The 12,962-nt window shown below is 62.4% G+C and carries 9 protein-coding genes; 7 read left to right on the forward strand and 2 right to left on the reverse strand.

What is annotated here, in order from left to right; genetic code table 11:
• The first annotated feature begins 176 nt into the window (after window positions 1–176).
• The 3 genes from F7R11_RS23745 to F7R11_RS23755 are packed head-to-tail and all read left to right on the forward strand — an operon-like array spanning window position 177 to window position 5,772.
• Complete coding sequence (locus tag F7R11_RS23745) at window positions 177–2,765, forward strand: type VI secretion system Vgr family protein (protein WP_064807290.1); 2,589 nt, start codon at window positions 177–179, stop codon at window positions 2,763–2,765.
• Between the two features lie 5 nt (window positions 2,766–2,770).
• On the forward strand, window positions 2,771–4,840 hold the full coding sequence (locus tag F7R11_RS23750) for a zinc metalloprotease (protein WP_064807287.1): 2,070 nt from the start codon (window positions 2,771–2,773) through the stop codon (window positions 4,838–4,840).
• On the forward strand, window positions 4,795–5,772 hold the full coding sequence (locus tag F7R11_RS23755; protein ID WP_151180569.1) for a protein kinase family protein: 978 nt from the start codon (window positions 4,795–4,797) through the stop codon (window positions 5,770–5,772). Before F7R11_RS23750 ends, F7R11_RS23755 begins: the two co-directional genes overlap by 46 nt.
• 35 nt (window positions 5,773–5,807) lie before the next feature.
• Here the strand turns inward: F7R11_RS23755 and F7R11_RS23760 are convergent, their stop codons facing one another.
• Window positions 5,808–6,491, reverse strand: coding sequence for an HAD family hydrolase (locus F7R11_RS23760; RefSeq protein WP_064807282.1), 684 nt, complete (start codon window positions 6,489–6,491; stop codon window positions 5,808–5,810).
• A gap of 45 nt (window positions 6,492–6,536) precedes the next feature.
• Window positions 6,537–7,463 carry a LysR substrate-binding domain-containing protein gene (locus tag F7R11_RS23765; protein WP_064807280.1) on the reverse strand — a complete coding sequence of 309 codons (927 nt, stop codon included), beginning with the start codon at window positions 7,461–7,463 and terminating at the stop codon, window positions 6,537–6,539.
• A 211-nt stretch (window positions 7,464–7,674) separates the two neighbouring features.
• Between F7R11_RS23765 and F7R11_RS23770 the strand changes: the two genes are divergently transcribed.
• The 4 genes from F7R11_RS23770 (at window position 7,675) to F7R11_RS23785 (ending at window position 12,960) form a co-directional block, all read left to right on the forward strand.
• A complete protein-coding gene (locus F7R11_RS23770; RefSeq protein WP_021194052.1) occupies window positions 7,675–8,094 on the forward strand; it encodes a F0F1 ATP synthase subunit epsilon in 420 nt (139 codons plus the stop codon).
• A 326-nt stretch (window positions 8,095–8,420) separates the two neighbouring features.
• Entirely contained in the window at window positions 8,421–10,391 is a 1,971-nt protein-coding gene (locus F7R11_RS23775) for a TonB-dependent receptor plug domain-containing protein (RefSeq protein ID WP_064809042.1), read from the forward strand.
• Complete coding sequence (locus F7R11_RS23780; RefSeq protein WP_064807278.1) at window positions 10,388–10,951, forward strand: YfiR family protein; 564 nt, start codon at window positions 10,388–10,390, stop codon at window positions 10,949–10,951. The genes F7R11_RS23775 and F7R11_RS23780 overlap by 4 nt, the downstream gene beginning before the upstream one ends.
• Window positions 10,948–12,960 (forward strand): putative bifunctional diguanylate cyclase/phosphodiesterase, encoded by a 2,013-nt coding sequence (locus tag F7R11_RS23785; protein WP_064807275.1) that lies wholly within the window; start codon window positions 10,948–10,950, stop codon window positions 12,958–12,960. The genes F7R11_RS23780 and F7R11_RS23785 overlap by 4 nt, the downstream gene beginning before the upstream one ends.
• Window positions 12,961–12,962: the final 2 nt, after the last annotated feature.

Raw genomic sequence — 12,962 nt, forward strand, 5'->3', positions numbered from 1 at the left:
ATCGACGCTACTGCGTCTGTAGAAATTGTTCTGCAAACGGGGGGGCTCCGGGTAAATACCAGCACAAAATTCAGATTCGTCTCATATATCTCAGTGCCTATTTCTTTGAACCTATGCCGCTTTGGGCGGCATAGGTTTGGCGCTGCCCCTAATTTCCTGGCTTTAGGGGTGTCGCCATGGGCAATCGTCTTCCGTTCCATTTCCGCACAGTGCGCGTTATCGGACCGGGAATGCCAGAAATTCTTGGGCAACCAGCACTGGTGTTTGCAAGGCTGTCAGGCATTGAAAACGTCAATGACCTGTTCTGCTATGCGTTGGAGCTCAAGACACCGGACGCACGCAATCTGCTCCACGGCCCAGCGGCTGAGCTGAATACGGAGGCCATGCAGGGCAAAGAGTTGACGGTCGAAATCGAGCTGGATGGAAATGGTACAGGCCTTGACGGCAGCATTGGCCGTAGCACTCGCCAGATCACCGGCATCGTCACTGAAGTGCGCGGCCCGCTCTGTGTGGAAAATGCCATTCTGTACCGGCTCACGTTGCGGCCTTGGTTGTGGCTCGCGTCATTGAACAAAAACTATCGGATCTTTCAACAAAAAAACGTCGTTGAAATTGTCGAAAGCATACTGTCCGAATACATCTTCCCAGTAGAAAACCGCCTGATTGGCGCAGTCGGGCCACAGTATCCCGTGCGGGAATACCAAGTCCAGTACGGTGAATCAGATTATCAATTTGTCCGCCGCCTGCTGGCCGAGTGGGGCATATCGTTCTTCTTCGAACACTCTGAATGCCATCATCGTCTGGTGTTGACGGATGGCAATGGAGCATTCCGCAATACCGCTTCACCGGCCTATCACACTATCAAGTGGTACCCGTCTTCGGACCGGACGGATGAAGAGCATCTCTACGCGTTCGAAGTGGTTGATCGTTTGGTTGCTGGCCGATGGACGCACACGGACTATGACCACGGTAAGCCTCGGGCGGATTTGGCCGTTTCCACATCTGCCCCACGCAAGACCAGTCACGCAGGGCAGGAGATCTACGATTGGCCCGGCGACTACGCGCAGCCGAAAGCCGGCAATGACCCGTGGAGCGAAGGTGACATGCTGGCCCGCATCCGTATGGAGGCTGTGCGCCAGCACGGTGTGCGTGTGCGCGGTAAAGGCAACGTGCGCGCGCTCATTCCCGGATGCAGCTTCAAACTGGCGCGCTTTGTGAAGCGCGATGCCAACCGAGAGTACCTCGTCCATGCAACCCGCCTGTTGATCGAAGATATTGGTCAACGCACAGGCACCGAGCAAAGCTGGCGCTGCGAGGTGGAGTTCGAGGCCCAGCCCACCAATGCGTTGCTGCGGCCCGAGCGTGTAGAGAAGCCTTACATCCACGGTACGTTGATGGCGCGTGTGGTCGGCCCTGACAACCAGGAGATCTGGTGTGATGACATCGGCCGGGTCAAGGTGCAATTTCCCTGGGACCGCGAGGGGCAGAACAACGAAAACAGCTCCTGCTACCTGCGCACCACAGAGTTCGCGTCAGGTGACAGCTTTGGTGCGCAGTTCGTGCCGCGCATTGGCCAGGAGGTCACGATCGGCTTTGTGGGGGGTGACCCGGATCGCCCCTATATCGTTGGCCCGGTCAACAACCGGCTCAACCTACCGCCTTGGTCTTTGCCAAGCCAGCATGCACTCTCGGGGTATGCCAGCAAGGAGCACTACGCTGAAGGGCGCAACCACCTGCTATTTGACGACACGCAAGGTCAACAACAGGTCCAGCTTGCATCCGATCATGAGCACAGTCTGCTGGCACTCGGGCACAACGTGCGTGTTCCCAATGCTGTGGGTCGTAAAGACAAGCGCGGTGAAGGATTTGAGTTGCGCACGGACGGCAGGGGTTCGATTCGTGCGCAAGGCCTGTTGATTACCACCGAAGCGCGCCGCAAGGCTGAAGGCCATGTCTTGTCGATGCAAGAGACCATACGCCGGCTGGAGCAGGCATTGGCCGAAGCCAGAAACGTTTTGGAAGCCAGCGTTGCCGCGCTGGCGCAAACGAGTGAGCAGAAGGACGTGGCCCAAGCGATTGCCGAGCAGAACGCCAGCATTCGGGGCAGCGGCGAGGCAATGGGTGAACTATCGACCCCGATGATGGTGCTGGCCAGCCCAGCAGGCATTGCCAGCACCACACCCAAGACCACGCACCTACATAGCGGCGACCACACAGCATTGACCACGGGGCAACATCTATCGATGTCAGCCGGGGCCAGCATTGTGGGCAGCGCTGTGCAGGGCGTCTCACTGTGTGGCCATAACGCAGACGTAAGGCTAGTTGCCCGCAAAGGCAAGGTTGCGGTGGAGGCACAGGGCAACGCGATGGAAGTGGTTGCGCAGCAGGCGTTGCGCATCGCCAGCACAGAAGGCCGCGTAGAAATTACAGCCGCGAAAGAGATCGTTTTCAACGTGGGCGGCACGTACCACCGCATGACGCCTGACGGCATTGAAAGTGGCACCAGCGGCGGTTGGTCCGTATACGCCGGCAGCCGAACGCTCACCGGCCCCAAGACAAACAGCATCGCCATGCCCAGCTTTGGTCAGGGGTACTCAGGCCACTACACGTTGCACTGGGCTGGCACGGACCAGATCGCCCCATACCAGCCATACCGCATTACGCGGGCTGACGGCAGCGTGTTCGAAGGCGTTACCAACGCCCGAGGCGAAACGGGCCTGCGGCTGGCTGAATTTAGCGAAACCCTCAAGATTGAAATTCTGTAAGACCGATGGCCACCAAGAAGCCGACTCCCAAACCGAATCCCAAGCCTGCGCCCAAGAAAGGCGCCTCGCTGCCCGATCTCACACTCAAGCCTGGCGGCGCGGTGTGTAAGGTCGAACAGCCGCTGCGCCCGCTGCGCATCTATTTCCAGCGCATGCCCGGCAACACTCGTACGGAAGCGGAGCGCGGCCTGGGCGGCCTGCCGTACACGCTGCGCATTCCCAACCAGCCCGACGTGGAAGACCGCACCCCCGAGAGCGGCCAGATCCTGCTGAACGGCCTGCAGCCTGGGCTCACGGGGGAGTTGACCATCCTCGGTACTACGCTGCACTTGCGTGCGCGCGATTACAGCGAAGACGAGCACACCGATGGCGAGACCACCATGAGTATTCAAGGCGCCAAGCGGCGCCTGATGGTGATGGGCTACTACGACAAACCGTACCGGCCCGTCGTGCCGGCGGCCGAATCGCTACGCCCGTGGGAGCGCCCCACCACAGATAGCCAACAGCCCGACGACAAGCTCGGCAACCCCGAGATTGAAGACGCCATCCTGCGCTTCCAAGTGGACAACGCACTAGAGCCCAATGGAGAAATCGAGCGGCGCCTGCTGGTCAACGGCAAGATCGACCCCGCCCAAGCCCTGGGGTTTCATACCGACCCCGCCCACTCGGAGTTCAAGCGCTTCCAGCCAGAGTTTGTCGCCAAGCTCGCGCAGGGCGGAGGCAGCGCGCCCCCGGACACCATGGTCCCGTGCAAGGTACCCGCCGGCCCCGCGCCCAAGGGCAACGGCATACCAACCGTCGCCCCGCTGGTGCGCGAGATCTATGACGGCCACCGCTTCATACCCGTGCGCTTTGCGCGCTACAACCCGGCGATCAAATATGACCCGGACAGCCCTGAGCTGGACGAGCGAGGCTATACCACCCACGACGGTCCGATCCTGAGCCTGGAGGTGGGGCACACCGTCACCTTGCGGTTGGAGCGATTGCACATGGCCTATGGTGTGCCGCTGAGCGTGAGCAGTAGCGACCCTGGGGTGGTGTCGGTGGTTGGGCGGCCGGGTGGGCTGTATGAGTTCACCGGTGTCAAGGGGAGCGACGAGGCTGCTCCAAAACAAGCTGTGATTGAAGTGCGATATGGCAGTTCTGATGGTTTGCTGCTGCACAAGCTCTACGTGCAGGTCTACGCACCGATCGAAGTCGCTGTCGCCGTGCACTTCGTGAGCATTGGCCAGAAGGGCCGGTCGGAGCAGGATGTACCGCGCATCGCGCCTGCCCTGAGTCAGAGCACCATCCAACAGATCTTCCATGGCACCCCGGCCGTCACCATACCCGCTACGGCCGCCATGCACGGCATCAACCACATCTGGCGTGCCGCGGGCATCCGCTTTAGCGTCACCCGATGGTTGAACGAGACCATTGATCTGCATCAGGCTGGTGCCATGACGGCTGCCACGGTCAAGGATGCCGCCGGCAACGACGTGCCCATCCACGAGTTTGGCGCGATCACGAGCCTGAACCGCCTGCCCAACCACCTCAACATGTACGTGGTGGACTCCATGGTGGGCGGCGGTATCGGCTGGGGCAGCGAGAACACCGCACTGGTGGCGGCCGACAAGATGCATGGCCAAACGCCATCCACGCGAGATCGGTTGGTGCAGACCTTTGCGCACGAGATTGGCCACTTCCTGGGCTTGTGGCACCCAGCCACGGTCAACGCCAAGGGCGACGACGTGGTGACGAAGATTCCTGGAGGCCCTCCAGAAAACCACGCACTGCAAGACTACTGGTCCCGCCGCATGCTGATGTATTGCTACACGAGTCTGATCACCACCTATGGCCCACTTGCGGCCACCACGCGGCAGCTTGGTCGACAGTCCAATGTGGGCAACGGCTGGGATGTGGGCGGCAAGATGTTGTGCTGTCAGGTGGTACCGAAGATTGTGTCTTCGGCTGACAAGTCCGAAATCGAGACCGCGCGCGCGATTGCACTGCAGAACCGAAAAATCTCCTCAACCGACACCCAAGCCTCATGGAACCCATTCGAACAAAAAACCGATCAAGGCATGTTTGCCTGATCGCATTCAGTATTCTCTGCACGTCGCTGCCGACGGTGCATGCAGTCACGCAAGAGCAGACTACCCGGGAGAGCGCCACCATGTTGCCGTTGGCACAGATGATTCGAAACGACAATTGGAGTGCTGCCCAGGCCTACGTTGACCGGCAGAACATCGGCATCATTCCGGAGATTCGTGCCATCGTGAATGATCCGAAGACGGATAGCACCACACGGGATATTGCGTACGGTTATTTACGCCGCGTGCGCACGCTGGACTCCGCCTTGCTGCTGGCACAAGGATTAGGGGAAGGGGGGCGAAGTAACAGCGTGCTGGGCCTGATCGAAAACCCTCGTGCCGAGGTCTATCCTATTCTCAAGGCCAAATTGCTTCCGCCAAGGGAGGAGAAAAACAAAAAACTCCTGCTCGTTATGGCCCAGATGCCGGTACCCGAAAATCAACGGATTGCAGACATCAAGCCGTATCTGGAAGCTAGTTACTACGAAACTCGGTACGGCGCTTTGTTTGGCTTGGCGCTATTGGATGAGCCAGGCGGCCTTGAGCGCATGGCGCATGAACTGGGCACCGACCGCTATCAGCGCAAGCAAGATTTCTTGACGATTTTTTATGAGTACCGTGCGTGGCGCATCCCCAAGTTCGTGCCGGTACTGATCCCCGTCCTGAACGATCCGCTACCGCTCAAAGACATTGGCGTACGCCGTCGCAACGAAGACGGCAGCGAGTCATACATGACCCCCGAAGAGCTGCGCTACGTGCGCGCGTGGGACTACGCCCTGAACATCATCGTCAAGACGCTCAATCTGGACGTGCCGTTCAAAATCGCAGACAACGTGACGTACAGCAAAGCGCAGCGTGATCTGGTCAAACAGAAGCTGCGCGACCTGGGCTATACCGTCACGGACGAGCCGTATCCGGTAACGGACGCACAGTAAGTGGCACTGAACGGAAACGCCAGGAAAAATCAAACTTAAGCGACGAAGAGTTCAACCACCGGCCAGCCACGCGCTTCAGCCACGCCGCGCAAGGTGGCATCGGGGCTGATGGCAATGGGGTGGGAGACGGTTTCCAACAGTGGCAGATCGTTGCGTGAATCGCTGTAGAACACCGTGCGGGAGAAGTCCGCCATGCGTTGGCCGCGCTGCGCAAGCCACTCGGTCACGCGCACGATTTTGCCGGCGCCAAAGCTCGGGGTGCCGACCAGGTTGCCCGTGAAGTTGCTGTCAGCCTGGTTGCCAACCGTCTCGCCTTCCACGGCCAGTAGGTGCGGCACGTTGAAGGCGGCGGCAATCGGCTCGGTCAGGTAGCGGTGCGTGGCGGTGACAATGCAGCACAGGTCGCCTGCGTGCAGGTGCGCATCAACCAGTTTCTTCGCGCGTGGGAGCATGGCCGGTTGGATGACTTCGCGCATGAAGTTGGCGCGCCACGCATCGAGCCGGGTGCGCGGATGCTGCGCCAGCAGCCCGAGCGAGAAGCGTGCATGGCGTGCGAAGTCGAGCGTGCCCTCTCGGTACTCGCGCATCCAGCGCTCGTTGGCTTGCTCAAAGGCCTCGCGGTCCACCGCGCCCTGGGCAACCAGGAAGCGGCCCCATTCGTATTCGCTGTCGATGGGCAGCAGGGTGTGGTCCAGGTCGAACAGGGCAAGCGATTGCATACAACAGGTGGCAGTGGCGGTTGGAAAAACCGCGAGGTTACTGCCTCAACGCGTCGTGGTTGTGTCCATCGCCATAACTTTGGCGATGAACGCATCGGCGTTTTTCTTCGGGTGGTGTTTGTCCAGACAATCCAGGAAGCTGCGCACCAGCCGAGAATCCCTGCGCTCCTTCAGGAAATACAGGTATTCGTGGATGACCGGCGCATTGGCGGCAAACGGCAGCACACGCACGTCGGGCCGGCGCGGTGCCTCGCGTGCGGGCACGATGCTGCAGCCCAACCCCAGGCTGATCGCCTCATAGATGGCCTCGCGGCTGCCGATGATGCTCATGCTGGCCGGCTCGATGCCGGCGGCGGCCAGGGCGTCTTCGGTCACGCGTCGGGTGACGGAGCCTGGCTCGCGCATCAGCAGTTGGCAGCCGGCAATGTCGTCCAGCGTCACATGCGGGCAGCGTGCCAGCGGGCTGTCCAGCGGCACCACCAGCACCATGGTGTCGTCGGCCAGGGTGATGCGATGCAGGCGTTCGTCGTCCACCGCATGCGACGAAACAGCCAGGTCGATGCGGACTTCGGACAGCGCCTCCAGCATCTGCTGCGAGTTGCCGAACTCGATGGTGATCTCGATGGTCGGGTAGCGGGCGCGGAAGGCGGCCACGCTGGGCAGGATGTAGTAGGGGCCGGTGGCGCCCACGCGCAGATTGCCGGTGCGCAAGTCGCCCGCATTGCGCAGGAGAAAATCGACGTCGCCTTCCTGCTGTGCCAGGCGCTCGACAATGGGCATGAGGCTCACGCCCAGGTCAGACAGGTCGAGCCGGCTGCCGCGGCGGTGGAACAGCTCCACGCCGTACATCTCTTCCAGCTGGCGGATGCGACCCGTCACGGTGGGCTGCGACAGGCGCAGGCGCTTGGCCGCGCCCGTCACGCTGCCCTGGCGGGCCACCTCGAAGAACGACATCAACAGATCGCCCAGCATGCTTGTGTTTCCTCTGCATTTCATTCGGATGATGGCGACAGAGTGTAGGGTGCCTTTATGACGCTTCACACTGTGAAACCTTACGAAGCGGCGGGGCAGGGCAAGGCGGTGGGCTGTGCCAGTCAAACACCGCGTGATAGAGGGTAGGGCGCTGGGCGCACATCGTGCTACCTTGTGAACCAGTGCGCGCAACACAGGAACAGGAGACGCCATGCCGGTGCTGAAGGTCGATGTCGTGACGGCGGAAGAACGGTTGTACGAAGGCACAGCCAAGTTCGTGGTCATCCCCGGCACCGAGGGCGAACTGGGCATCCTGCCCGGTCACGAGCGCCTGCTCACGCGCCTGCGCCCCGGCACCGTGCGCGTCACCCTCGAGAACGACGAAGAAGTGATCCTGTTCGTGGCCGGCGGCTTTGTCGATGTGCAACCCGAACAGGTGATCGTGCTGGCCGACACCGCCGTGCGCGCGCGTGATCTGGACGAGGTCAAAGCCCAGCAAGCACGCAAGGCCGCTGAAGAGCTCATGCAGAACAGCCACAGCAAGATCGACTATGCCCGTGCCCAGGCGGAACTGACAGAAGCCGTGGCCCAACTGGCTGCCATCGAGCGCCTGCGCAAGCGCCGCCGCTGAGGTTTCCCCCGCTTACCGCACCTGGCGCGCACCTAACGCGCGTCTAACGCGCACCACAAGCGCGACATTGTGTCGTCCCGCCCACGGAGGGGTAAAGAACCGCCTCCGCTCTCCGTTTTAGAGCAGAACGATTGAAATCCCGTTGAACGTCCTTCAGAGACGTGATCGGTTCTGCTGGTCTGCCGATGTCGCCCCTTGTTGTGATTGCGCGTGCGCTCGTACGCCGTGTCTTCCACGGCCCACGAAAGCACGTGCGTGCCATGGTTCCGTTTGGGTTGTTGCCGCACCTGCTTTTGCGGAATTTCGGGCGGATTGGCAATGCGCAAATGTTTGCGCTGGCATTTCTGCTGGTGCCGGCCGTCGTCTATGCGGGAGCCGACGTGAACGATCTGACCGAACTGCCCATCGAACAATTGATGCTGGTGCAGGTGGTGACCGGGGCATCCAAGTACGCCGAGGCGGCCAATGAAGCACCCGCCAACGTGCAGGTGATCACCGCCGAAGATATCAAGACGTACGGCTGGCGCACCTTGGCCGACATCCTGGGCAGCCTGCTGGGGCTGTATACCAACTACGACCGTAATTACGCCTCGCTGGGCGCTCGTGGTTTTCTGCGCCCGGGCGATTATGACACGCGCTTCCTGCTGCTGATCGACGGTTACCGGACCAACGACTCTGTCTTTGACGAAGCTGCAGTCGGCACCGATGCGATGCTCGATGTGGACCTGATCGAGCGTATCGAATACGTGCCCGGAGCGGGCTCTGCCGTGTACGGCTCGAACGCGCTGTTTGGGGTGATCAACATCATCACCAAGCGCGGGCGGGACATCGGCGGTGTGCAGGTCAGCGGTGCCACCGGCAGCGCCAATGCGCGTGATGGGCGGGTGACCTGGGGCAACCGCGCAGACAACGGCGCCGAATGGCTGCTCTCGGCCAGCGTGAACGACGCGCCCGGCCGTGACCAGTACTTCCCGCAGTTCAACCAGCCCGGTGTGAGCGACGGTGTTGCGCGCGGCATGGATTTCGACCGCGGCAAGCGCCTGTTCGCCAAGGGCAGCTTCGGCGAGTTTGGCCTGACCTTCGGCTATGCAGACCGCACCAAGGGCACACCCACCGCGCCGTACGACCAGCTCTTCAATGACCCGCGCTCGCGCACCATTGATACCCGCCAGATGCTCAATGGCACGTGGCAGCACGCGCTGGACGATGCCACCGATGTCTCGGCGCGGCTGTACTGGGGCCGCTACGTATCGCAGGGCCACTACGTCTACAACTATCCACCCGTGACCGAGAACCACGACTGGTACGACTCCGCCTGGTACGGCGCCGAGTTTAAGCTCGTCACGCGGCGCCTTGACCAGCACACGCTCGCGATCGGCACCGAACTGCAGCGCGACTACCGCGACGCGATGCGCAACTTTGATGTCACCCCGTACTTCAGCTACCTGGACGACCACCGCAACAACACCCGCGTGGGCATCTACGTGCAAGACCAGTTCGCCATCAGCCAGAACTGGGTGCTCGACACCGGCCTGCGGTACGACCACACCACCTTTTCGCCGGGCATCTTCAGCCCGCGCGTGGGCCTGATCTGGCACGCCGCGCCCACCACGACCGTCAAGGCGATCTACGGAATGGCCTACCGTGCGCCCAACGATTACGAGCTGAACTACCAGACCGTCGCGCCGGGTGGCCAGCAGGTCAACACGGGCCTGGTTGCCGAGCGCATCCGGACGTATGAAGCCGTGCTGGAGCAGCAGGTCAGCGCCGGTGGCAAGGCCACGCTGTCGGTGTTTCAGAACAACGTCTCCAACCTGATCAGCCAGAGTGAAGACCCCAACACCGGGCTTCTGTATTTCAGCAACGTGTCGCGTGTGCGCACACGCGGCGCAGAACTCGGCTACCAGCAGAACTGGCCTGGTGGCACCCGCCTGCGCGCGAGCTACAGCTTCCAGCATTCAGAAGACGGCGCCACCGGCCAGACACTGAGCGACTCCCCGCGCCACATGCTCAAGCTCAACGCCAGCACGCCGCTGTGGCGCAGCGACTGGAGAGCCGGGCTGGAAGCGCAATACATCAGTAACCGCTTGACGACATCGGGCAGCGTGGGCGGCTACTGGATTGCCAACCTGACCTTGCTGGCGACGCGGCTGGCACCCAATCTGGAGATGTCGGCCAGCCTCTACAACCTGTTCGACCGGCGCTATGCCGATCCGGCCGGGCCAGAGGTGGAGATGCCTGCCATCCGGCAGGACGGCCGCACGTTTCGCCTGAAGCTCACCTACACCTTCCGATGAACGCACTGTGCGCCTACCTCCGTCGTGCCACGCGCCAGCGCCTGCGCCTGCGTCGGCTGTGCGCGGTGTTGGCCATGGTGCTGGCAACGGTGGCTTGGATGCGGGCCACCTATGCGCAGATGCAGGCCAGCGAAGTCCAGATCAAGGCGGCCTTCATCTACAACTTTGCACTGTTCACCACCTGGCCGACTGACGCGATGCTGGCAGACGCCCCCATGGTGCTGTGCGTGGCCGCCGAGCAACCTCTGCTAGCGGCCTTGGAACAACTGACAGGAAAACCCGTGCGCGGACACCGGCTGGAAATCCGAAAGATCAACGATGGCGCCGTGGGCGGCTGCCATGTGCTGGTGCTGGATGCACGATCGGCTGCCGGCGTCCGCCTGAACCCGGCCACCCCCGTGCTCACGGTGGGCGATGGCCGCAATAGTGCGCTGGCGCCGATGATTGCGCTGGCGCTGCAGGACAAGCGGGTCGTATTCGACATCGACGCGGGCGCGGCACGGCAGGCCGGCTTGCAACTCAGCTCGCAGTTGCTGCGTCTGGCGAGGAGCGTGCAATGAACCTGGCCCTGATGACACAACGGCCCCGTCTGGGGCACACCGTGGTGCGGGCAAACATGGCTGGTGCCGGTGCAGCGTTGACCATCGCCGGCGTCCTGCTGATCGTGTTCCAGTTCATCGCCCTGCGTGCGGCACTGGTGCGTGACGTGCACGTGCAGGCGCGCATCATTGGCGCCAACAGTGTGGCGGCGCTGTTGTTCAACGACCGCCACGCGGCAGAAGAAACGCTGGGCGCGCTGGGTGCATCCCCGCCGTTGCGCGCCGCGGGCATCTTCACGGCGCTGCGCAAACCGCTGGCGCTGTACCAGCATGGCGAGGCCGCCCCCGTGCGAGCGCCCGATGCCGCCATGCTGCGCGAAGAAAACGTCTCCACGCTGACCACGCTGGAGGTGGTGGAACCGGTGGAGTCCGAGCGCCGCGTGATCGGCTACGTGGTGATCCGCTCCAGCCTGGCCGACCTGTACATGCAGTTGCTGGGCTTTGCCGTGCTGACGGTGTCGGTGGGCATTGGCGCGATGGGCGTCGCCTATCTGGTGTGTGCCCGCATGCGCCACGCGGTGCTGCAGGCCGAAGCGCACCTCGACTATCTCGCCCACATCGATTCGGTGACGGAGCTGCCGAACCGGCACGCCTTCAACGAGCGGCTGCAGGTCTCGCTCAAGCGTGCGGGGCAGGCGGGGGCGGTTGGCCTGTTGCTGCTGGATCTCGACAACTTCAAGGTGGTCAACGACACCTTGGGCCACAACAATGGCGACCGCCTGCTGCGCCAGGTGGCGCGCCGCCTGAACGAGGTGATTGAGCAAGCCAACCTGCGCGCCGTGCTGTGCCGCATTGGCGGAGACGAGTTCGCCATCATTGCCGAACTGTCCGGGCGCGCATCGATCACCCCGTCGGACGCTGCCGAGCTTGCCGATGGCCTGGCCAAGCGCATTCTCGCCGCGCTCGCCGCGCCGTTTGCGCTGGACTTGCACCAGATTTACGCAACGGCCAGCGTGGGGGTGAGCCTGTATCCGCATGACGCCCGCGACGTGCAGGCGCTCACGCGCAATGCCGATACGGCGATGTATTACGCCAAGAACCGCGGCAAGAACGCCGCTGCCAGCTTCACCTCCGAGATGGACCAGCAGGCCCGCCGGCGCCTGCGCGTGGAAGCCGACCTGCGCCGTGCGCTCGACCGCGAAGAGTTGCTGCTGGCGTATCAGCCGCAGGTCCACCTGCAAGGGCTGGATACGGACGGTGCAGTGGTTCCCACCTCGCACGTGCACGGCGTGGAAGCCCTGGTGCGCTGGCGCCACCCGGAGATTGGCGTGATCGGCCCCGGCGAGTTCATTGCCGTGGCGGAAGAAACCGGCCTGATCGTGCCGCTGGGCCTATGGGTGCTGCGCACCGCGTGCAAACAGGCCGCGCGCTGGATGCGTGAAGACGGTGTCGCACTGCGCGTGTCGGTCAATCTCTCTGGACGGCAGGCGCGCGATCCGGCCCTCGTGCAGAACGTGCTCAACGTGCTGGCCGAGACGGGCCTGCCGCCGCACATGCTGGAACTGGAAATTACCGAAAGCGTGCTGATGGAAGACATCGAAGCCAACATCGCATTGCTTGAGGCACTACACCTGGCGGGTATCAGCCTGTCGATTGATGACTTCGGCACGGGCTATTCATCGCTGGCGTATCTGCAGCGCTTCCCCATCCAGAAGCTCAAGATTGACCGCAGCTTTGTGCAGCGCATGCCCGGCGATGGCGAGGCGATTGCCGGCGCGGTCATCGCCATGGCGCACAGCCTGAAGATGGAAGTGGTGGCTGAAGGGGTGGAAGACGCCGAGCAACTCGCGCTGCTGCGCAAGGCGGGCTGTGACTTGGGACAGGGCTACTTGTTCTCGCGCCCGCTACAGGCCCAGCCGTTGATGGCATGGCTCCAACGGCTGGATGGCAGTGAAGCCGGCACGCCAAGCGATGCGCCGGAGAGAGAAGCCGAGCCCGTCGGCTCCTTGCCCTCGTCGCTTGCGGGATAACG

The sequence above is a fragment of the Ralstonia insidiosa genome (assembly GCF_008801405.1).
Classification (GTDB): Bacteria; Pseudomonadota; Gammaproteobacteria; order Burkholderiales; family Burkholderiaceae; genus Ralstonia; species Ralstonia insidiosa.